The sequence below is a fragment of the Lacrimispora struthionigena genome, from assembly GCF_048627165.1.
GTDB lineage: Bacteria > Bacillota > Clostridia > Lachnospirales > Lachnospiraceae > Lacrimispora.
In genome coordinates, this window is the sequence record NZ_JBMBWP010000002.1 from 323,028 (window position 1) to 343,527 (window position 20,500).

The 20,500-nt window shown below is 42.2% G+C and carries 19 protein-coding genes and 5 tRNA genes; 7 read left to right on the forward strand and 17 right to left on the reverse strand.

The genetic code is table 11. From position 1 onward, the window contains the following. Positions 1 to 29 precede the first annotated feature (29 nt). Both ACOAOT_RS10430 and ACOAOT_RS10435 read left to right on the forward strand, forming a co-directional pair. The gene (locus ACOAOT_RS10430) at positions 30 to 1,247 is read left to right on the forward strand and encodes a 6-phosphofructokinase (RefSeq protein WP_420216920.1); all 1,218 of its coding nucleotides are present in this window, start codon (positions 30 to 32) and stop codon (positions 1,245 to 1,247) included. 258 nt (positions 1,248 to 1,505) lie between these two features. Beyond that, entirely contained in the window at positions 1,506 to 3,152 is a 1,647-nt protein-coding gene (locus tag ACOAOT_RS10435; RefSeq protein ID WP_420216921.1) for a sensor domain-containing diguanylate cyclase, read from the forward strand. 42 nt (positions 3,153 to 3,194) lie between these two features. Here ACOAOT_RS10435 and ACOAOT_RS10440 read toward each other — a convergent pair. The 3 genes from ACOAOT_RS10440 to ACOAOT_RS10450 all read right to left on the reverse strand — a co-directional run bounded on the left by ACOAOT_RS10440 (position 3,195) and on the right by ACOAOT_RS10450 (position 3,669). Further along, a tRNA-Leu gene (locus ACOAOT_RS10440) sits at positions 3,195 to 3,278 on the reverse strand. A gap of 175 nt (positions 3,279 to 3,453) precedes the next feature. Next, positions 3,454 to 3,537, reverse strand: a tRNA-Leu gene (locus ACOAOT_RS10445). A 48-nt stretch (positions 3,538 to 3,585) separates the two neighbouring features. Further along, positions 3,586 to 3,669: transfer RNA gene (locus ACOAOT_RS10450), tRNA-Leu, on the reverse strand. 158 nt (positions 3,670 to 3,827) lie between these two features. Here ACOAOT_RS10450 and ACOAOT_RS10455 point away from each other — a divergent pair. The 4 genes from ACOAOT_RS10455 to ACOAOT_RS10470 all read left to right on the forward strand — a co-directional run bounded on the left by ACOAOT_RS10455 (position 3,828) and on the right by ACOAOT_RS10470 (position 5,239). Next, a tRNA-Leu gene (locus ACOAOT_RS10455) sits at positions 3,828 to 3,911 on the forward strand. Positions 3,912 to 3,977: 66 nt separating this feature from the next. Next, positions 3,978 to 4,050, forward strand: a tRNA-Asn gene (locus ACOAOT_RS10460). 252 nt (positions 4,051 to 4,302) lie between these two features. After that, the gene (locus tag ACOAOT_RS10465) at positions 4,303 to 4,614 is read left to right on the forward strand and encodes a hypothetical protein (protein WP_420216922.1); all 312 of its coding nucleotides are present in this window, start codon (positions 4,303 to 4,305) and stop codon (positions 4,612 to 4,614) included. 55 nt (positions 4,615 to 4,669) lie between these two features. After that, positions 4,670 to 5,239, forward strand: a complete 570-nt coding sequence (locus ACOAOT_RS10470; RefSeq protein ID WP_420216923.1) for a DUF6143 family protein — start codon at positions 4,670 to 4,672, stop codon at positions 5,237 to 5,239. 106 nt (positions 5,240 to 5,345) lie between these two features. Here ACOAOT_RS10470 and rplT read toward each other — a convergent pair whose 3' ends face one another. Genes rplT through infC form a run of 3 tightly spaced genes read right to left on the reverse strand, consistent with a single transcriptional unit; the run spans position 5,346 to position 6,451 of the window. Then, positions 5,346 to 5,702, reverse strand: coding sequence for a 50S ribosomal protein L20 (gene rplT, locus ACOAOT_RS10475; RefSeq protein ID WP_104439346.1), 357 nt, complete (start codon positions 5,700 to 5,702; stop codon positions 5,346 to 5,348). A gap of 29 nt (positions 5,703 to 5,731) precedes the next feature. Continuing rightward, a complete protein-coding gene (rpmI, locus tag ACOAOT_RS10480; RefSeq protein ID WP_013272956.1) occupies positions 5,732 to 5,929 on the reverse strand; it encodes a 50S ribosomal protein L35 in 198 nt (65 codons plus the stop codon). A gap of 27 nt (positions 5,930 to 5,956) precedes the next feature. Further along, positions 5,957 to 6,451, reverse strand: a complete 495-nt coding sequence (infC, locus tag ACOAOT_RS10485; RefSeq protein ID WP_104439347.1) for a translation initiation factor IF-3 — start codon at positions 6,449 to 6,451, stop codon at positions 5,957 to 5,959. A gap of 408 nt (positions 6,452 to 6,859) precedes the next feature. Between infC and ACOAOT_RS10490 the strand changes: the two genes are divergently transcribed. Continuing rightward, on the forward strand, positions 6,860 to 7,273 hold the full coding sequence (locus tag ACOAOT_RS10490) for an EamA family transporter (protein WP_420216924.1): 414 nt from the start codon (positions 6,860 to 6,862) through the stop codon (positions 7,271 to 7,273). Positions 7,274 to 7,337: 64 nt separating this feature from the next. Here ACOAOT_RS10490 and ACOAOT_RS10495 read toward each other — a convergent pair whose 3' ends face one another. The 11 genes from ACOAOT_RS10495 to garD form a co-directional block, all read right to left on the reverse strand. After that, positions 7,338 to 7,652, reverse strand: coding sequence for a DUF1540 domain-containing protein (locus tag ACOAOT_RS10495; RefSeq protein WP_104439349.1), 315 nt, complete (start codon positions 7,650 to 7,652; stop codon positions 7,338 to 7,340). A 111-nt stretch (positions 7,653 to 7,763) separates the two neighbouring features. Then, positions 7,764 to 9,725 carry a threonine--tRNA ligase gene (gene thrS, locus ACOAOT_RS10500; RefSeq protein ID WP_420216925.1) on the reverse strand — a complete coding sequence of 654 codons (1,962 nt, stop codon included), beginning with the start codon at positions 9,723 to 9,725 and terminating at the stop codon, positions 7,764 to 7,766. 363 nt (positions 9,726 to 10,088) lie between these two features. Continuing rightward, the gene (locus tag ACOAOT_RS10505) at positions 10,089 to 11,000 is read right to left on the reverse strand and encodes an AEC family transporter (RefSeq protein ID WP_420216926.1); all 912 of its coding nucleotides are present in this window, start codon (positions 10,998 to 11,000) and stop codon (positions 10,089 to 10,091) included. Between the two features lie 70 nt (positions 11,001 to 11,070). After that, positions 11,071 to 12,141: a branched-chain amino acid aminotransferase gene (locus ACOAOT_RS10510; RefSeq protein WP_420216927.1), complete on the reverse strand. Its 1,071-nt coding sequence runs from the start codon at positions 12,139 to 12,141 to the stop codon at positions 11,071 to 11,073. Between the two features lie 101 nt (positions 12,142 to 12,242). Further along, positions 12,243 to 13,154, reverse strand: a complete 912-nt coding sequence (locus ACOAOT_RS10515; protein WP_420216928.1) for an acetamidase/formamidase family protein — start codon at positions 13,152 to 13,154, stop codon at positions 12,243 to 12,245. A gap of 1 nt (position 13,155) precedes the next feature. Next, a complete protein-coding gene (locus ACOAOT_RS10520; protein ID WP_420216929.1) occupies positions 13,156 to 14,532 on the reverse strand; it encodes an MATE family efflux transporter in 1,377 nt (458 codons plus the stop codon). 190 nt (positions 14,533 to 14,722) lie between these two features. Then, complete coding sequence (locus tag ACOAOT_RS10525; protein WP_420216930.1) at positions 14,723 to 15,172, reverse strand: DUF1569 domain-containing protein; 450 nt, start codon at positions 15,170 to 15,172, stop codon at positions 14,723 to 14,725. Positions 15,173 to 15,195: 23 nt separating this feature from the next. Beyond that, positions 15,196 to 16,623, reverse strand: coding sequence for an aldehyde dehydrogenase (locus ACOAOT_RS10530; RefSeq protein ID WP_420219411.1), 1,428 nt, complete (start codon positions 16,621 to 16,623; stop codon positions 15,196 to 15,198). Between the two features lie 204 nt (positions 16,624 to 16,827). Further along, positions 16,828 to 17,976 carry a lactaldehyde reductase gene (gene fucO, locus ACOAOT_RS10535; RefSeq protein WP_420216931.1) on the reverse strand — a complete coding sequence of 383 codons (1,149 nt, stop codon included), beginning with the start codon at positions 17,974 to 17,976 and terminating at the stop codon, positions 16,828 to 16,830. A gap of 163 nt (positions 17,977 to 18,139) precedes the next feature. Beyond that, on the reverse strand, positions 18,140 to 18,709 hold the full coding sequence (locus ACOAOT_RS10540) for a TetR/AcrR family transcriptional regulator C-terminal domain-containing protein (protein ID WP_420216932.1): 570 nt from the start codon (positions 18,707 to 18,709) through the stop codon (positions 18,140 to 18,142). 80 nt (positions 18,710 to 18,789) lie between these two features. Beyond that, the gene (gene garD / locus ACOAOT_RS10545) at positions 18,790 to 20,307 is read right to left on the reverse strand and encodes a galactarate dehydratase (RefSeq protein ID WP_420216933.1); all 1,518 of its coding nucleotides are present in this window, start codon (positions 20,305 to 20,307) and stop codon (positions 18,790 to 18,792) included. Positions 20,308 to 20,500 lie beyond the last annotated feature (193 nt).

The window sequence follows — 20,500 nt, forward strand, 5'->3', positions numbered from 1 at the left end:
GGCATATGCAGATTTGGAGGAAATTATACATGAAGAAAAATGTAATCGTAGGACAATCCGGCGGACCAACCGCTGTGATTAATGCAAGCCTTTACGGCGTTATAATAGAAGGAATGGCTCACGAAGAGATCGGCCGGGTTTACGGCATGATCAATGGCATAGAAGGCTTCATGTCCGGGAATTATATGGATCTGACCAATGATTTAACACCGGAGGAACTGGAGCTGCTGAAACTGACACCAGCGGCATACCTTGGCTCCTGCCGTTATAAACTGCCCGATGATTTGTCATCACCATTCTACCCTGCACTGTTTGAAAAATTCCGTGCAATGGAGATTGGTTATTTCTTTTATATTGGCGGTAATGATTCCATGGATACCGTAAGCAAGCTTTCCCGGTACGCTTCTCATCACAAAAGCAGCATCAAATTTATCGGTATTCCTAAGACCATTGATAATGATCTGATTCATACCGATCACACTCCCGGATTTGGAAGTGCTGCAAAATATGTGGCTGACACGGTACGGGAAATTGTTTTGGATTCCTGTGTTTATCAGCAAAAGTCTGTGACGATTGTTGAACTCATGGGGCGTCATGCAGGCTGGCTCACTGCTGCCAGTTCACTTGCAAGAAAATTTGAAGGAGATAATCCTGTCCTGATTTATCTTCCGGAAGCTGCCTTTGAATTTGAACAATTTGCAAACGATGTAGAAAAGGCTTTGTCTAAAAAAAGTTCCGTTATTGTCTGCATCTCTGAAGGAATTTCTGATGCAAATGGTAAATTTATTTGTGAATACGCAGACGAAGTCCGTACCGATACATTTGGCCACAAGATGCTGACTGGAAGCGGTAAAATGTTAGAGAATTTTGTCCGTAATCGATTTGGTGTAAAGGTTCGTTCTATAGAGCTTAACGTAAATCAGCGCTGCAGCGGCATGCTTGCATCGGCAACTGATATCGAAGAGGCAGTTGCAGCCGGCAGAGAAGGAATCAAAGCTTCCTTAAATGGAGCCACAGGTATTATGATCGCCTTTAAGCGTATTTCTGATTCCCCTTATCAGATCCAATGCGTTACGGTTGATGTAAATGAAGTATGCAACAAAGAAAAGCTATTCCCTTCTCATTGGATCTGTGATCATGGCACCAATGTTACAGAAGATTTTCTTACCTATGCCCTGCCTTTAATTCAGGGTGAACCAGACAGGATTATAAAGGATGGCAGACCCCTCTACCTGTACCGGTCTTAATATCCGGGGGCAGAATAAAAGACTGTTTTAAGCTGACAACACAGAATCGGCTTGAAACAGCCTTTTTTCTGTTTATGATATATTTTCTCAACTACTCTTTTTTCTATTTACACCTTACCCTTTTTCCCTATACGAATTACATGTTTTGTATTTATTTTATTATTTTTGTTAAATAAGTAATTTTTTGTATGCTTGCCTCATATGCTTATAATAATAGATATTTCTATTTTCTAACGCACTTATGGGAGAAAGTGAACAATGGACGGAGATGTTTTTTTAGACCGCATACCATGCGGCATACTAAAGCTTAAGGCAGAAGAAAACTTTTCAGTTACTTATTCAAACGATATGATTAAGAACTGGTTTCAGTCACCCTCCTGCCTTGAGGATATGATCTGTGATTCTGAATTTTGCGAAATTGCAGAAAGAATTCACAGTCATATGGAACTGGAATCCAGTACGTTCAGGCTGGAATTCAGATCCAAAGCAATGGATAACCACTGCTGGTACTCCATGGATTTTAATTTTATACGAGAAGAAGAGTTATTCTATTGTTCTGTATCGGATATCACCTGCCTGAAGAGGAGTATGGAAAGCCTGAGAGCTCAGGAGGAGCAATACCGCCTTGCAAGCCGTCATTCCGGCTGTATTGTATGTATTTACGATATACCAAACAGAACCCTTTCTCCTTCCTCAGAATTTACCAGATGTTTTCCGGCCCCATTTAACACGCCCCTTTCCCCGGAATATTTAATCGAAAATGGCGTTGTACATAAGGAGAGCATTAAAGATTTTCTGGACTTTTATGAAGAAATGGAGCGGGGGACTCCGGAAGGCGAATGCGCGGTCAGGCTAAAAACCGGTTCCGGGGAATATCACTGGTTTTCCAAGCATTTTTCACTGGTATATACGGAAGAAAAAAAGCCACTACGTGGAATTATTTCCTATCAGGATATTACAGATCAATACGAAAAAGAGCTGGCATATCAACGTTGGGCTGAGTATATGCGGGAGCAGAAAAAAGACTGTATCGGTTATTACGAGTACAATACCAAATCAGATCTGTTTGAAGAGATAATCGGGGAAATGACCAGCAATGTTCCGGATGAAGCAAAAAATTCTTTTGCCGATATCATGAATTATATTGCAGAGCATGAGATTTTCGAAGAAGACAAAGAGCTTTATTTAAGTTTCTTTAATAAGGAGCACCTGCTTTTCCAGTATTATCAGGGGAACCGCTCTCTCCGGCTGGAACATCGCCGTTTAAGGGCTGATGGCAGCGTCTGCTGGACTCTTGGTATGGTACAGATTGTCACTGACCCTTATACGGACACCATCAAGGCATTTATTCTAATTAAAGATATTGACGCCTCAAAGCGGGAAGCTCTGACTTTACATGAGCTGTCCCAACAGGACTGTCTGACGGGGCTGCTAAACAGATCCGCTGCTATCCGGGCAATCCGTCATATTTTAAACAGTGGGAAAGGACATCATATCCTGATTATGCTGGATATTGATCAATTTAAACAGTTAAACGACAATTATGGTCACCAGTTTGGAGATAAGGCGCTCCATCGGGCCGCATCAAGGCTAAAATCTGCACTTAGGAGAGATGACGTCTTTGGACGTTTAGGCGGCGATGAATTTATTATTCTTTTGAAAGATGTTTCTTACAGCATGGATCTATATTCCCGACTGGAAAACCTGTGCAGTTTAATTGGAAGTGCTCTGGAACCGGAAGTACATATATCAGGAAGCTTAGGAACTGCCGCCTACCCGGAGGACGGGGTCACGTTTGAAGAATTGTATAAGAAAGCGGATATCGCACTGTATCAGGCGAAAAAGCATGGCAGAAACCAGTATACGGTTTATGAACCTGGAATGTCCATGGCCAATATTGAGTAAATAAAAAATGTCCTGCAGTTTTCATGCAGGACATTTTCATTATGCAGAAGAAGGGACTTGAACCCTCAAGGTATTGCTACCACACGGACCTGAACCGTGCGCGTCTGCCAATTCCGCCACTTCTGCTTTCGCAATTGCACAAATTGATGAATCAATTCGTACAATTATATTACTATACTTTTCCAAAATAAGCAAGCACTTTTTTATTTTTTTATTCGTTTTCCTGAAACAATATCATCTTAACGCAATAATAAATTGCAATAAAAAAGCAGTTCTTCATCAGTGAAAAACTGCTCTTTAATGCGGGAGATGGGACTTGAACCCACACGATCATACAACCACAAGATCCTTAGTCTTGCCTGTCTGCCAATTCCAGCACTCCCGCATGTCATATTATATAAAACCTTACAGCCATGACACTCTATAAGATTCGTGCAGAAGAAGGGACTTGAACCCTCAAGGTATTGCTACCACACGGACCTGAACCGTGCGCGTCTGCCAATTCCGCCACTTCTGCAATTCGTCGTTATCTCTTTCAGCGACAATAGCTATTATAGTATACAAGCCTGGTTCTGTCAACACGAATTTCAATTATTTTTAAAATATTTTTTTTGTATATATTTTTTAAATAATATTGACAATTCTTCATAAAGATGGTAGAATTACTTTCGTTGTGCGGGAGTGCTGGAATTGGCAGACAGGCAAGACTAAGGATCTTGTGGTTGTATGATCGTGTGGGTTCAAGTCCCATCTCCCGCATTTTCAATAATAAAAGAGAGTTATCTCTTGACATATTTTACATTTAGAGTATAATAGGTCGTATATTCCTCGATAGCTCAGTCGGTAGAGCAAACGGCTGTTAACCGTTGGGTCGTAGGTTCAAGTCCTACTCGGGGAGTTTTTAATCACACTTTATGTGTGATTTTTTTATTGTCTTTTTCGGAAAACATATTTTTTCATATTCAATCATATATATTACTGTACATACCTGTCAAGGTGGTACTTAGGTGCTTCTTTTGCACCCGCATTTCCGGGCGGAAGTCTCAATCTCCTGTAGACTTCCGCCCCTTTTTTCCCTTTTCAGATTTTGTTAACTGCAATCCATAAATCTCATATAATAATAATAACATAAAATGAAAGGGTGTAGAATATGCCCCCATTCCCACCTTACGGCAACCCTTCAGGCGGTCCAATGCCTATGGGTCCTCCACCATCGTCCGCGCCACCTAAGCCCACACAGGCCCGTTCTGGATCAGCTACCAAAATGGTCAGCCCAGGCTCCATGCAAAACTGTATCGGACGTTTTACCTATATATGGATGAGTAACGGTCAGGAGTTCTGGTTCTTTCCGATTCAGATCTGGCGTGACAGCGTGTCAGGCTTCCGCTGGGACAGACGATTTGGCTGGTCATACACAGGAATATCGTTAAACCGGATTGATATGTTTACCTGCTCCTGGTAGAGATAGCTCAGCCAGACCGTTAAACGATAACAATTCAGAAAGGTGATGTGGTAATATGGATCATTATTCATGCCGTTACGATACGTGCATATTACCCAAAAAAGCAGATGTACCAATCGAACTCTACAAATCGCTGCAAGGAAAATATTTTATCGGCTACGCAGATAACTTGTCTTTTGGCAACAACACTAGCGCCTGGGCCAGGTTATATAATCCCAGCCGTTCACAGGTAAACTTATATGTAAATGTATGGACTGTTACAGATATTTCAGTAGCTCCTTACCGCGCTCAATTTTGGTTCAATGCAACTCCACCTGGTACGCCGATGGATTCAGATTTGGTAACGCCCACCAATACTGCTATTGTTCCTTTGCCCGAACCAATAATTAAGTTACAATATGCATCCAATGTGGAAGGCGACCCAACGGGAGGCGTAAAAGCATTTGTTCGCAGAGCTCAACCGGAAACAACTCTGGTAGAGAGTGAAAATGGCAAACTGATATTCCCGCCGGGAGGTTCTTTATTAATATTCCTCTCTACGCCAGAATCTCCAACCTCTTTAGCCTCTGGCAGAATAGCCTTTGGTTGGTGGGAAGAAAGCATTTATGATTCGTGTATCGTATGACCGGATTACCAGTGAAAGGAAGCAAAGATATCACTTTTGCTTCCTTTCATCATTAAAATAACAAAAAACCCCGTAAACACGAGGTTTCCGAGGTTTGAATATGCGATTAAGCTACTTTAGATTTTGCAAGCTCAGCTAATTTTGCGAAGCCTTCTGCATCATTAACAGCCATGTCAGCTAATACTTTTCTATTTAAATCAACGCCAGCTAACTTTAATCCATGCATAAATACGCTGTAGGATACGCCGTTAATACGTGCTGCTGCATTGATACGAGCAATCCATAACTGTCTGAACTGTCTCTTTCTTTCTTTTCTGCCTGCATAAGAACTTGTTAAAGCTCTCATTACGGACTGCTTTGCTACTCTATACTGTTTGGAACGAGCGCCTCTATAGCCTTTAGCCATTTTTAACACTCTGTTATGTCTTTTCTTAGCGTTCATACCGCCTTTAATTCTTGCCATCGGTCTTTCCTCCTTCTCAACTTAGAATTCTATAAATATGGTAAAATCTTTTTCATTACTTTTGCATTGGTTGCATCAGTAACAATATCTTTTCTAAGATTTCTTTTTCTCTTAGTAGATTTCTTAGTTAAGATGTGAGATTTGTAAGCTTTATTTCTTACAAGCTTTCCTGTACCTGTAACTTTGAAACGTTTTGCAGCTGATTTGCTTGTTTTTAATTTAGGCATTGTATTTTCCTCCTTGATAATGTTCTTTTAGCGTTTTGCGGTTAAAAACATAACCATGCTTCTTCCTTCCACTTTCGATGGTTTGTCAATTGTGGCGATATCGGATAACTTTTCAGCGAAATCCTCTAAAATATATCTGGACTTTGACATATGCGCCATCTCACGACCTCTGAAACGTAAGGTTACCTTAACTTTATCTCCTTTTTCGAGGAACTTCCTTGCGGCGCCCATCTTTGTATTCAAATCATTAGTGTCAATGTTGGGAGATAAGCGAACTTCTTTTATTTCGATTACCTTCTGTTTCTTTTTAGCTTCTTTTTCTTTTCTTGCCAGCTCATAACGATACTTACCGTAATCGATGATCTTGCAAACCGGTGGTTTCGCGGTAGGAGCAATTTTAACCAAATCAAGCTCTGCTTCTTTAGCCATCTGCATGGCATCTTTGGTTAACATAACCCCAAGCTTTTCTCCGTTTTCACCAATCAACAGAATTTCTTTATCTCTGATCTGTTCATTAATCATTAAATCGCTAATTGTCGTGCACCTCCATTATATTGTGTGTATTGGTCGGAATTACATTGCTGCCTTTAGGCATAAAAAAAGTAGATAGACAAACGCTATCCACCACCAAAGTCTCTACACAGTACACCTATGTATCAAAGGCTATGAACCAGGGACACTTACTCGTGCCGTGGTGAGGCGGATACCTACTTTCCTGTCTGTTGCTTTCACAACTTTAATTATAATACTACACAATTTGTGATATGTCAATGTTTTTTCATTTTAATTTGCTGCCAGAATAAATGACACCTGTCTGTCCCCTTTTTATTTACAATTACTGCATAATGCCTGTTGCGAATCCAAGAAATCAGAGATAGAATTTAGTTATAAAAAGGAAAATTGTAAAACTGCCCAGGGAGGTATTTTATTATGTGGTTTGTCTTCGCACTGCTTTCTTCTATCTTTGCTGCATTTACTTCCATACTGGCAAAGCTGGGAATGGAGGGAGTTAATTCCAATCTTGCCACTGCCATACGCACTGTTGTTGTGGTTCTTCTGGCTTGGTTCATTGTCTTTATCACAGGCTCCCAGGATGGAATCCGCCAGATCAGCTCAAAAGGCTGGCTCTTTCTTACTCTTTCTGGCTGCGCTACCGGAATTTCCTGGCTCTGCTATTACAGAGCACTGCAGCTTGGAGAAGCATCCAGAGTTGTTCCAGTGGATAAGTTCAGCATCGTATTTACTATCATTCTGGCATTTCTCATTCTCCACGAACAGATTGTATGGAAAAAGCTGATTGGTATCTTGCTGATTACCGCTGGCACATTTTTTATGATATTATAATTAATATAGAAGAAAGACAAAGACCTGCCATATTCCTGTCGGCCTGTCTTTGTCTTTTTTACCCTTATCTTGTCTTAAATGTAGCGCATTCCGTATGCTCTGAAGATCTGGCGCCATCACCGGCAATGCCAATATGCTCTGCAGAACAGTGACGCCCTTCATTGTACACACAGTTAACGGCTTCACAGTCCACTTCCAGTCTGCTCTCTGGAGTTTTGAATAAATTGTGGAAAGAACCGTCTCTGTTCTCATCAAAGCTGCCGCAGCAGGTATCAACGGTATCCTTGGCCTGAGAGCCTTCCACGATAATTGCAGATTTGCAGCAGTAATTATCAGAATTATGCAGGCAGCTGGTTACATTACAGTCCAATTTTGTCATATTTATTTCCTCCTGGAATACTGATTGAGATTTTCTTTCAGGAGGTATTATGCGCTGTGGGAGAGGAAAATATTCTCAAAGATATCTCCTCTCCCACAGAATGAAACATGATTATTTAGATTCTTCTGTTACATTAATTTTCTTAATTTCTTTTGTACGGATTTCTTTGCAGATATCGTCAATAAAGTCTGCAATCGGACGCTGTCCTTCGTCTCCGTTAAAGCGGCTGCGGACAGAAACCACGCCGTCTTCCTCTTCTTTTTGTCCCACTACCAGCATATACGGCAGTTTGGAAAGGCGTGCTTCGCGGATCTTATAGCCGATTTTTTCAGAACGCTCATCTACTGTGGCAAGAATTCCGTTTGCTTTCAGCTGATCAGCCACTTTTGCTGCATACTCATGATACTTCTCAGAAATAGGAAGTACACGAACCTGCTCCGGACATAACCAGGTTGGGAACGCACCTTCGTACTTTTCAATCAGCCATGCAAGTGTTCTTTCATAGCAGCCAATGGAAGTTCTGTGAATAATATAAGGACGTTTCTTTGCTCCGTCTTTATCTACGAAGCTCATATCAAAACGCTCTGCCAGGAACATATCCAGCTGAATGGTGATCATGGTATCTTCCTTGCCATATACATTCTTCGCCTGGATATCCAGCTTCGGACCATAGAATGCTGCTTCTCCCACTGCTTCTGTATACTGGATTCCAATGTGATCCAGAATCTTACGCATCATGTCCTGTACTTCATCCCACATCTCAGGAGTTCCAAGATAGTGGCTGGCATTGTCAGGATCCCACTTGGACATACGGTAAGTTACATCACCTTCCAGACCAAGAGTTGTTAAGCAGTATTTTGCAAGATCCACACAGCCCTTAAACTCATCCTCAATCTGATCAGGACGAACGATTAAATGGCCCTCGGAAATAGTAAACTGACGAACACGTGTAAGTCCGTGCATCTCTCCGGAATCTTCATTTCTAAACAGAGTGGAGGTTTCACCATATCTGCATGGAAGATCGCGGTAAGATTTCTGGCTCTGTTTATATACATAATACTGGAACGGACATGTCATGGGACGAAGAGCAAATACTTCATCATCCTTTTCCTCATCACCAAGAACGAACATGCCTTCTTTGTAATGATCCCAGTGATCAGAAATAATATATAAATCACGCTTTGCCATAAGAGGTGTCTTGGTTCTCATGTAACCACGTCTTTCCTCTTCATCTTCGATCCATCTTTGCATTGTCTGGATGATTTTAGCACCCTTTGGCATTAAAAGAGGAAGGCCCTGACCGATTACATCTACAGTAGCGAATAATTCCATGTCACGGCCAAGTTTGTTGTGATCGCGGTTTTTGATATTTGCTAAATACTCCAGATATTCGTTTAATTCGTCTTTCTTTGAGAAAGCTGTTCCGTAAATACGGGCAAGCATTGCGTTCTTCTCGCTTCCTCTCCAGTAAGCACCAGAGGATGAAGTCAGTTTAAATGCTTTAATGGACTTTGTGCTCATCAGATGAGGGCCTGCGCAAAGATCGGTAAAATCTCCCTGCTTATAAAATGAGATCTCCTCTCCTTCCGGAAGATCTAAAATCAGCTCCACCTTGTAAGGCTCACCCTTTTCTTCCATAAATTTAACTGCTTCTTCTCTTGGAAGGGTAAAACGCTCAATCGCTTCTCCTTCTTTGATGATCTTTTTCATCTCAGCTTCGATTTTATCTAAATCTTCTCTGGAGAAAGAAGGATTTTCAAAATCATAGTAAAACCCGTTCTCGATGGAAGGTCCGATTGCAAGTTTGGCCTGAGGATAAAGTCTCTTTACTGCCTGAGCCAGAATATGGCTGGTTGTATGACGGTAAGCTGCAAGACCTGCAGGATCACTGACTGTTAAAATGCTTAAAGTGCAATCCTTATCCACGGTAGTCCGTAAATCAACAACCTCTCCATCTATCTCGCCTGCACAGGCATTTCTTGCCAGTCCTTCGCTGATATCGGATGCGATATCAATGACTGACATTGCATGATCATACTCTTTGACTGAACCATCTTTTAACGTAATCTTCATTGTTCTAATCTCCTTTACCAATATTTTTAAATCATGGATCAAATAAAAAAAAGCCCCTTTCCATATGTTTCCATACAGAAAGGGACGATTCTAACATAATAAATCGCGGTTCCACCCTACTTGAAAGAATGATTCACTCATTCAAACCACTTATACTGATGATAACGGAATCACCGTTCCCGATTAAGGGACGCTCCAAGCTGGTCTTCTCCTGATATTCCCGCAAGGCACTTTCACCGTATGTGCCTCTCTCTGAGCTCTCCTGTCAGGATACTGGTCTTGTCACCGCTTTATCTTATTTGCATTTCTATGCCTAAATTATAGCACTCAAAAACGTTTTGTCAAGCGTCATAAAATATTTTCTTACAAAAGGAGAAGAAGTGCTGCCGTAATCGCCACAATACTGGTTACAATGGACAGGGAATTAATGGCGCTCGCCATTTCAATATCGCCTTTTAACTCTGCGGTAAATGCAGGCGCTACTGACGCGATCGGTCCAAGGGTAACGATAGCAAGAGTCTGACGAACCTCCAGACTAAAGGGTGACAGATAATAAAAACCGACTGACATTACAATCGCTATGACATATCTCATGAGAAGTATCTGAATGATTTTTTTTAGTTTCTCTTTATCCATGCGGATCTCAAATCCAATCCCAAGCATCAGAAGAGCCAGAAATGCATTGGCGGCTCCTGCTGTGTCAGCAAAACTGATTAGTATACCCGGAAGCCGGATCTTAAGGATGCTTAATACAGTCATGATTACATAAGCATCAAAAGGAATGGAAGAAAAAAGTTTTTTAACCATCTTCATAACAGTTGGTTTCTCTTCGCCTCCTGCGACCATGCTGGCAAGGGAATAGGTCATCCCCGTACACATCACGGAGTTTCCCGCATCAAAGAGACTTGTCGCCGCAAAGCCTACAGGGCTTAAAAAGCTCTGCACAAAAGGCATGGTAAAATTCCCCACATTATAGCCGGACATATTAAGCATGGCAAATGCTTTACTGTCTCCGGATCGTGAGATATTGGTTATATAGCCGATGCCTATTGTTACAAAATTGCATAGAATTCCGATGATACACATGGCAAGAAGGGAACGCTCCATGGTGATTTTACTGAAATTAGATACAATAGCTGCCGGAAGGGTTATTTTAATTACAACTCTGGATATAAGTTGAAAATCTTTCGCCTGAAAAAAGCCTGCCCGTTTCAGTAAATAGCCCATTATAATAATCGCCACAAAGGCTACTGCCCTCATTAGTACTGCCGTCATAAATACTCCTTTTGTCTCTACGCAAAACTGCCGGCGGTGCTTAGAAGCCCCGCCGGACAATCATTTTTTATTATTTTACCTCTACGCTCCAGCCTTCTGGCCCTGTTAACCTGCCAAGCTGGATACCAGTAATGGTATCGTAGCATCTTTGGGTGAGTTCTCCGATCTTTCCTCCACCGATTGACATTCTCTCATCTTCCAGGCGCAGCTCGCCAACAGGTGAAACAACTGCCGCCGTACCGGTTCCAAAGCACTCTTCCATCTCTCCGGATCTGGCTGCTGCCACGATTTCGTCTACTGAAATCTTCCGCTCTTCAACCTTAATTCCCCATTCTCTGCACAGAGATAAAACAGAATCTCTTGTAACTCCGGGAAGAATGCTGCCATTAAGCTCCGGGGTGATAACAACGCCGTTGATTTTGAAGAAAATATTCATGGCGCCCACTTCTTCAATGTATTTACGATGTACACCGTCAAGCCACAGCACCTGGGAGTATCCTTCCTCATGGGCCTTCACCTGTGCAGCCAGGGAAGCAACATAGTTTCCGCCGGTCTTTGCTTCACCAATTCCGCCTTTTACCGCTCTTACATAATCATCTTCAATCCAGATCTTAACCGGGTCCAGTCCGCTGGCGTAATAAGCACCTACCGGAGACAGAATAATCATGAACTTATAAGTATGAGATGGTCTCACTCCAAGAAACGGATCAGTGGCAATCACAAAGGGTCTGATATAAAGAGAAGTTCCAGGCTTTGTGGGAATCCAGTCCTGATCTACGCTTACAACTGTCTTTAGCGCCTCTAAAAAGAGTTCTTCCGGAATCTCTGGAATGCAGAGTCTGTCATTACTTCTGTTTGCCCTCTCAATATTCTTGTCAGGACGGAATAACAGGATCTTTCCCTCTTCCGTTTTATACGCCTTTAATCCTTCAAACATCTCCTGACCGTAATGGAATACCATGGAAGATGGCTCCAGTTCCAGCTTGTGGTAAGGCACAACTCTTGGATCGTACCAGCCCTTTCCTTCCTCATAATCCACCTCAAACATATGATCCGTAAATATGGTACCAAATGTCAAAGGATTTTCTTTGCCTGGTTTTTCTTTCGGGCAAGCGGTTCTCTCAATTCTTATAGTCTGCATGTTATACTCTTCCTTTCCCATACCGGCATATCGTCAGCTTTTATAATTTGTTTATCATTATCTTCCAAAAGCCTGCTGATGTCAAGAATTTTCAGCCTGTTTTAGTCTGCCGAAATGGAATCAAATCCATAACTTCTGGTTATATAACGGGGAAATTCCATTCTTACCGTCTTCATAGGGTTCACAGTCTGGCAAATTACCAGGTCTCCTGCCATGGTCAGAAGCATTCCGGCATCGTTATCATCAAGGCCCACCTTTTCTTTCAGGAAGCTATACATCTGTCTGACCGCTTTTTTCCATGCAGCCTCAACGTCTTCTGCCGAAGCAATGGTAATCAGCTTTTCACTGGTCTCAATCATAGGATACGGAACGCAATTTTTGTTTTTCACAACATCAACCTGCAGAACCGCCTTTCCTTCTATCTCCAGACCGCAGTCTTCCACCTCACCGTCACCCATAATAGCGTGAAAATCGCCCAGGGATAAAAGAGCTCCCTCTGTAAAAACCGGGAGGTAAAGAGTGACTCCCTTTCTGATCTGTGTACAATCCATATTGCCGCCATGATCCATGGGAGTAATGGTGGAGACGCCGCCTCCGCCCGGAGCCACACCAATCACTCCGATCATTGGTGTTATGGGCAATTTCAACTGCTCACTGTAATGGGCAAATCCGTCAATTACAGGAATCCGCTTTAATGTTTTTTGTGAAAAAAATTCTTTTTCACTGCCGCTTCCCGGTCCCAGCATAACAACTCCCACAGGTCCCAGAACGATATCCAGAATATCAATTTTTAACATGTCTCCAGGCATGGCTCCTTCAATAAAAAGTGGTCCTGTTGCCGGATTTCCAGGCTTACGGACAACATTTTCAAAGGTTGCTTCTTCTGGAAGGAACTGATTGGTAAAGCAGTCATATGTCTCAAATGCAACCGTCTCTCCTGCCCTGATTCGTCCGCAGGGAGGATTATCTTTTGACAGTATGTGGGTAATATAATTTCTGGTTATAGTTTTCATCTTACCCTTCCTTTCCGGGTTTTGTCTTTTGACTAAGTTCTGGCCATACAGTAACCAGCATGGTGATAAAACAGGCGCCTCCCCCGATTAAATTGGAAATTGGCTCTGCCATAAGAACTCCATCTACTCCATTTCCCATAATAACAGGAAGAAACACGATGAGAGGAACCACAATAACAACTTTTCTGAAAATGGAAAAGAACACGGCCCGTCTGGCCTTTCCAAGTGCCACAAAAACAGACTGTCCGGCAAACTGGAGCGACATAAAGAAGAATCCAAAGTAATAAATCCGCATAGAAGGAATTCCTGCTTCCAAAAGCTGCCCATCCTGATTGAAAATCCGAATAAAAAACTCCGGGAAGATATGGACAAGTCCCCACATGACAGTTGTATATATGATGGCTACAACTGATATGAATTTAATTGCCTGCTTCACCCGTTTGTATTCACCGGCACCGTAATTAAAGCCCATTACCGGCTGTGAACCATTGGTCAGTCCATGGACTGGCATGGATATTACTTCTCTGACAGAATTAATGACTGTCATAATTCCTACATACAGATCCCCTCCATAGCGCTGAAGAGATGAATTGTACATGATCTGAACCAGACTGTTGGTTATGGACATGGTAAAACCAGACATCCCAAGAGCCGTAATCGCCTGAACCCGGTGTTTTTTTAAGCGGAGAGTGGAAAACTTCAGCCGTAGTATGGTCTTTTTCCCTCTTAAGAAGAGCACAATCCAGAGTGCTGAGAGAAACTGGGATATAATTGTCGCAAGTGCAGCTCCTCTTACCCCCATATCCAGGGCAAAAATAAAGATGGGATCCAGCACAATGTTAGCTGCCGCCCCAACCAGAACTGTTACCATGCCTATAGTTCCAAACCCCTGGGAATTGATAAAACTGTTCATCCCAAGTCCAATCATAACAAAAATATTGCCAATCAGGTATATACTGATGTATTGATTTGCGAACGGATATGTATTATCACTGGCACCAAACAGATACAGCATGGGCTTTTTAAAAAACAGTCCCAGAGCAGTGAGTATGATTCCGGATATTACAAGAAGTAAAAAGGAATTTCCCATGATTTTTTCCGCTTCTTCGTTATTCCCCCTGCCTCTTTCAATGGAGCACAGAGGTGCCCCTCCCATACCAAATAAATTAGCAAAGGCAATAACCATGGAAATTATAGGAAGACAGAGTCCCAGTCCCGTCAGTGCCAGTGTTGCATCTTCAGCGATTCTGCCTATATAAATTCTGTCGATAATATTATAAAGAACATTAATCAGCTGGGCAAATGTCATGGGCACTGCCAGTTTCATTATGTTTTCAACGATACTGCCTTTTGAGAAGTCATTTTTCGTGTCTGCCATCTGCTCACCCCCTTTGTGATAGATTATGCTTTTTTAGCACTTTTTTAATCATAGCATGATTACTCTTATTTTGCATCCTGTTTTTTAATCTCCTCACAGGTCCTGTTGATTCTGCCATAATTACCATGAGAACAAGTGCCCGGGCGAGCTGATAGAACAGGTATTTACAGGCTCCAGCTAAATGCCCTGTTTAATACTCTAATTCATTCAAATGATCCGCGATGTGCATGGCAAAATATTGGTCATACTCTGATTTACTTAACCTTCCAAACAATAAATGAGGTTTAAGCTCCCTGGTATACATTTGAAACAAATCAATTGTATCCAGTAATTTCTGGATCCCTGCCTGGGCATCAACATCAGAATCCAGCTTGCTCCCGCCTTCAACATGAGCAGATAAGTCGTGCTTCATATACCCTTGACTCAAAAATTTACGAATGGCTATTTTTCCTATGGTCCCGCGAATCAACGCAGGTTTCATCACCGGGTAACCCACCATGGCATATTCAATAGTCTGTGCACAGTGCAGACAGATCTCTGCAACACCCCAGTTTTTCACCTGTACGTGCCTGGCCTCTTTCAATCTCATTAATTCCTTTTTGGCTTCCTCTAATGAGGCTATGTGTAAAACATTCTCCATTTTATAATTCCTCCATTTTAAATTTACTTTAAAATCTTCTTGATCAGATTCAGCTTGTTATGATAGGGGGGAAAGGTAAGTCCAGTTTCCAGACGATCACTCTTTCTCATAATACTTTTTGCATGGGTAAATAAATCAAAGCTGTATTTGCCGTGGTAAGCACCCATTCCAGAGTTTCCAACCCCTCCAAAGGGAAGGTTGTAATTTGCAATATGTGAAATGGTATCATTGACGCATCCTCCCCCAAAGGAAACCTGGGTAAGCACCTTCTTTTCCACGCCTTTATCCCTGGTAAAGAGATAAAGAGCCAGGGGCTTTTGATGATCCTGTACCATACGTATGGCTTCAGACAGGGACTGATAGGTCATAATGGGTAGGATTGGCCCGAAAATTTCATCCTGCATGGCTGCGCAATCCCAGGAAATTGCTTCTGTTAATGTGGGTTCTATAAACAGCAGTTCCTTCCTACACTCTCCACCGTACAGGATATGAGCGCGATCCTGCCCCAGAATGGCGGCAAGGCGGTCGAACTGCCGATCGTTTACGATTCTTCCAAAATCCTTGCTTTCCATTGGAGCTTTTCCAAAGAATTTTATCAGCGCAGAATTCATTTTCTGAACTAATTCATCCCGCACCGATTCCTCAACCAAGACATAATCCGGAGCAATGCAGGTCTGACCTGCATTTAAAAACTTCCCCCAAATAATACGCTTGGCAGCCAGATCCAAATTTGAGGTCCGATCCACAATGGCCGGACTTTTGCCACCCAATTCCAGCGTAACCGGAATCAGATTCTTTGCTGCTGCCTCCATTACAATTTTACCGACCGAAACACTGCCGGTAAAGAAGATATAGTCCATAGGGGCATGAATCAGCAAAGAGGTCTCTTCACGGTCACCCTGTACCACACTGATATACGACTTATGAAAGGTTTCTTTAATGAGACGATCCATGGAAGCTGAAAGATGAGGGGTGTTTTCTGATGGTTTTAAAATAACGCAATTCCCTCCTGCAATGGCACCGATCATGGGTTCAATCAGTAGCTGGAACGGATAATTAAACGGTCCAATAATAAGAACGGTTCCATAAGGCTCTTTTATAATATAGCTTCTGGAAGGCTGAAGGTGGAGCGGTGTTCTAACGGCTTTAGGCTTCGCCCATTTTCGCAGGTTACGGATGATATGCCTAATGCTTTGGTATACAAACCCTATCTCCGTAACATATGCTTCGAATTCACCTTTGCCTAAATCTTGAAATAATGCTTCTTTTATCTCATTTTCATAGCGATGTAACGCCAAATAAAGCTTTTCCAATTGTTTTATACGGAAGGAAATATTATGGGTATGCCCCTGCCGGTAAAAATCTTTTTGCATTTTCAGCAGTGCCTGAACGCTTTTTGAATCAAATGTTTCCATATTAGTTCTCCTTTTTGCAGTAATCTGATCTATAATCCAGTATCAGTTAAAAACTGAACAATATGCATGTGAATGTCATCAATCTATCTTCTGTATCACATCTGATTCTTTAAATAGTATCTTTTTGCCTAGCAAATGTCAATAACTTCCATTTTCTATTTTCAAGTAAAAAAGTGGAGCGATTGCTCCAATAGATTACTCATCTATTTTTGCAACAGCCCCACAACAGACTATAAAATCTCACATAAGGGATTGGTATAACCGGATAATATCTTCCAGACTGGCTTCCTTTGGATTACCGGGAGCACAGGCATCTGCAACTGCAGACTCGGCAAGAAACTGAATATCTTCCTCTTTTGCTATGCTGGTTAAATCAGCAGGGATTCCCACATCCTCAGAAAGCTTTTTAACAGCTGCAACGGCTGCTTTTCTGTATTCTTCCTGACTCATTAATTCCGTTCCTTCCACTCCCATAGCTTTTGCTATATCACGATACTTTTCTCCCGTTGCTTCTGCATTAAACTCCATAATGGCAGGAAGGAGAATTGCATTGGCCACTCCATGAGGAGTATCATAGACGGCACCCAGTGCATGAGCCATAGAATGTACGATTCCAAGGCCGCAGTTTGAAAATCCCATACCTGTTATATATTGTCCCAAAGCCATACCTTCTCTGCCTTCGGGGGTATTATCAACAGCGCCTCTTAAGCTTTTCCCAATCAGCTCCACAGCTTTTAAATTAAACATGTCCGTAATGGGATTGGCTCCTTTCGTGATATAACCTTCTATTGCATGAGTGAGTGCATCCATACCGGTAGCTGCAGTCAGGCCTTTTGGCATGCTGGCCATCATGTCCGGATCCACAATTGCAACAACAGGAATGTCATGAGGATCAACACATACAAATTTACGTTTTTTCTCCACATCAGTAATTACATAGTTGATGGTTACTTCAGCTGCCGTACCAGCTGTGGTGGGCACTGCAATAATCGGTACAGAGGGGTTCTTTGTGGGTGCAACGCCTTCTAAGCTTCTTACATCTTCATATTCCGGATTTGCAATGATAATACCGATTGCTTTGGAAGTATCCATGGAAGAACCTCCACCAATTGCAATGATATAATCAGCGCCGGATTTTTTATATGCTGCTACTCCGGTCTGAACATTCTCAATTGTGGGATTTGGCTTGATATCAGAATAAATTTCATACTCCAGCCCGTTATCTTCCAGTATTTTTGTCACCTTTGATGTTACCTGGAATTTAATTAAATCAGGATCTGATGCGACAAATGCTTTTTTAAACCCTCTTTTTGCCACTTCGCCAGGAATTTCTTGTATTGCACCTGCGCCGTGATAAGATGTTTCATTTAAAATAATTCTGTTTGCCATGGTAATCTCTCCTTTTCTTTTCTCCCATAGATGGAAGCCGTTTCATGCTGTTATAATTTTAACAACCAGACCTGAAAAAATAAAGTTACAGTTTAAAGCTTTTGTAACAAATGTTACATCAGTTTTAAACTGTAACTTCAATTATGTGCATAAGTACTATATTTTAAACAAGCCCGGCTTCCTGAAAAACTGCAGACAGTTTGGGAGGCATGGCCTCTACAAGACTTTTGGCCATCTCCGCTGGTGCCTGAGGCATTCCGGAAAGAACCCACTTAACAGTCATGTACACAGATCCGCGGCAATACATCTCCAATAGAAACAGGATCTCATCTGATAAAGGTTCCTGCCTTCTATGAATCAGTAAATCTGTATAAAAACCCATGATCAGTTCAAAATCATGTTCCTTTAATGAATTATAATCATCGGAACGAAATGCTCCGGTAAAGAACACCGATTCCTTCTGAATAAACTGGAACTTCTCATTCAGGCTCTGGCAAACCGTCTTGTCCACGCCGATCTGGGCAAAGGATTCCAGCACCAGTTTGTCAAAATACCAGTTAATCAGATCATACTTATCTTTAAAATTCCGGTAGAATGTCTGCCTGGTCATCTGACAGCCGTCTACAATATTCTGAACCGTGATTTTATCCACCGGTCTGGTTTTCATGCAGTCTTTCATGGAATCAGCAAGCCGGTATTTTGTCTTTTCACTCTTGTTGGGATAATCAGCCATGTTCCGCTCCTGTCATGTATATTTGATTTCTATTCTATCACAGCAGGAGCTTTTTGTGAATATTGCTGATGAAAATCTTATCAGGTGATTGGAGCCGGATTAAAAATACACAAATCATTGTGGAGACGGTATTTTTCAGCCCAGGTCTGCTTACGGCCGCTGGCAACATCGATGATCTCATGAAACAGCTGGGTTCCAATTTCTTCAATGGTGGTATCTCCTGATGCAATGGTGCCTGCATTGATATCAATCAGGTCCTGCCACTGTGCCTTCATATCATTTCTGGAGCAGACCTTGATAACAGGAGCAATCGCCAGACCGTAAGGAGTCCCTCTCCCCGTCATGAATACCTGGAGCCCGATTCCGCTTGCCAGCTGACAGGGACCGCAGACAATATCACTTGCCGGCGTTGCGGCATAGATCAATCCCTTTTTGCTGGGCTTCTCAGCAGGCGACAGCACTTCCACAATGGGAGACGTTCCTGATTTTGCAATGGATCCCATGGCTTTTTCCACGATATTTGCAAGCCCTCCTTTTTTATTTCCTGGAGTGGGATTTGCACTGCGGTCGACTTCTCCCTCCTGGAGATAATGATCATACCATTTCATCTCACTGGCAAGCTTCTTTCCAACCTCTTCATTGATGCACCGCTCCGCTAACAGATAGACTCCGTCTCTTACCTCAGTCACTTCGGAAAATAAAACAGTTGCTCCGCCTTTCACCAGCATGTCAGAGGCATAGCCTGCTGCCGGATTGGCCGTAACACCGGAAAATGCATCGCTTCCGCCACACTGCATTCCAATGAGCAAATCAGAAAGGGGCAGAGTCACCCGTTTTCTATCATTTAAAATCTGAAGTTTTTTTTCTGCCATCTCCATCAGGGATGTAATCATATCTTCAAAGCCCTCTTTTTCCTGAAGAATAATCACATTGTCCGAATTTATATCAGCAGAATCGCAAAGCATCTCCACTGTAAACTTTTCACAGCCTAGTGCTACAACCATCAGCTGTCCGCCAAAATTAGGGTGTTTGGATAAATTCCGAAGGGCGCGGATTGGTATCTTTGCCTCTGGCGCATTGATGGCAACTCCGCAGCCATAGGCATGATTGATGGGTACAATATCATCCACATTTGGATATTTGTGAAGGAGTTCCCGTTTCATGCGCTCTACAGCTACGTTTAAAACACCGGTCACACACTGAACCGTTGTACTGATTCCCAGAATGTTACGGGTTCCTCCCGGACCTCCCCATGGATTTACATATCCTTCCCATGTGGTAACCGGGGGCTTGGGCAAATCTGTTACCATATTGGTTGAAAACACCATATGATCCACATCCGGCGGTTCAGGAAGCTCCAGCATATATTCATTAATCCAGTCTCCCCTTTTTATTGCCTCTGTTGCATAGCCTAATACGACGCCATAACGGATGACAGGACCGCCCTTTTCAATGTCCAAAAGCGCAATCTTATGGGCCTGGGGAATCTCATGTCTGGCAACCACACCTGGCATAATCTCCTGTCCTGCTTTCATATCATCAACTGCAATCGCCACATTATCTTCTTCTTTCATTTTAACGAACAGCGGTTTACTCATTCCTTACTGATCCTTTCTATTGTAATATTACACAAAAAACAGGTTGTTTCTGTTTGTTTTTATTTTAATTACACAGGATGCTTTTGTAAAATTAATAGTTTTAAGAATTCTCTAATTTTTTCTTTGAGTAATCGTTGTGCTTTTTGGGGAAATAGTCTATACTGACAATACAATATTGATATAGGGGGTATAT

Bases quoted from the DNA above. Each gene is read 5' to 3' on its own strand.
- rpmI (WP_013272956.1), bottom strand. From the start codon at position 5,929: ATGCCTAAATTAAAAACAAGCAAATCAGCTGCAAAACGTTTCAAAGTT.
- ACOAOT_RS10520 (WP_420216929.1), bottom strand. From the start codon at position 14,532: ATGGCAGACACGAAAAATGACTTCTCAAAAGGCAGTATCGTTGAAAAC.
- ACOAOT_RS10465 (WP_420216922.1), top strand. From the start codon at position 4,303: ATGCCCCCATTCCCACCTTACGGCAACCCTTCAGGCGGTCCAATGCCT.
- thrS (WP_420216925.1), bottom strand. From the start codon at position 9,725: ATGAAGATTACGTTAAAAGATGGTTCAGTCAAAGAGTATGATCATGCA.
- ACOAOT_RS10510 (WP_420216927.1), bottom strand. From the start codon at position 12,141: ATGCAGACTATAAGAATTGAGAGAACCGCTTGCCCGAAAGAAAAACCA.
- ACOAOT_RS10505 (WP_420216926.1), bottom strand. From the start codon at position 11,000: ATGACGGCAGTACTAATGAGGGCAGTAGCCTTTGTGGCGATTATTATA.
- ACOAOT_RS10525 (WP_420216930.1), bottom strand. From the start codon at position 15,172: ATGGAGAATGTTTTACACATAGCCTCATTAGAGGAAGCCAAAAAGGAA.
- ACOAOT_RS10430 (WP_420216920.1), top strand. From the start codon at position 30: ATGAAGAAAAATGTAATCGTAGGACAATCCGGCGGACCAACCGCTGTG.
- infC (WP_104439347.1), bottom strand. From the start codon at position 6,451: ATGATTAATGAACAGATCAGAGATAAAGAAATTCTGTTGATTGGTGAA.
- ACOAOT_RS10490 (WP_420216924.1), top strand. From the start codon at position 6,860: ATGTGGTTTGTCTTCGCACTGCTTTCTTCTATCTTTGCTGCATTTACT.
- ACOAOT_RS10515 (WP_420216928.1), bottom strand. From the start codon at position 13,154: ATGAAAACTATAACCAGAAATTATATTACCCACATACTGTCAAAAGAT.
- ACOAOT_RS10435 (WP_420216921.1), top strand. From the start codon at position 1,506: ATGGACGGAGATGTTTTTTTAGACCGCATACCATGCGGCATACTAAAG.
- ACOAOT_RS10495 (WP_104439349.1), bottom strand. From the start codon at position 7,652: ATGACAAAATTGGACTGTAATGTAACCAGCTGCCTGCATAATTCTGAT.
- ACOAOT_RS10470 (WP_420216923.1), top strand. From the start codon at position 4,670: ATGGATCATTATTCATGCCGTTACGATACGTGCATATTACCCAAAAAA.
- rplT (WP_104439346.1), bottom strand. From the start codon at position 5,702: ATGGCAAGAATTAAAGGCGGTATGAACGCTAAGAAAAGACATAACAGA.
- garD (WP_420216933.1), bottom strand. From the start codon at position 20,307: ATGAGTAAACCGCTGTTCGTTAAAATGAAAGAAGAAGATAATGTGGCG.
- fucO (WP_420216931.1), bottom strand. From the start codon at position 17,976: ATGGCAAACAGAATTATTTTAAATGAAACATCTTATCACGGCGCAGGT.
- ACOAOT_RS10540 (WP_420216932.1), bottom strand. From the start codon at position 18,709: ATGGCTGATTATCCCAACAAGAGTGAAAAGACAAAATACCGGCTTGCT.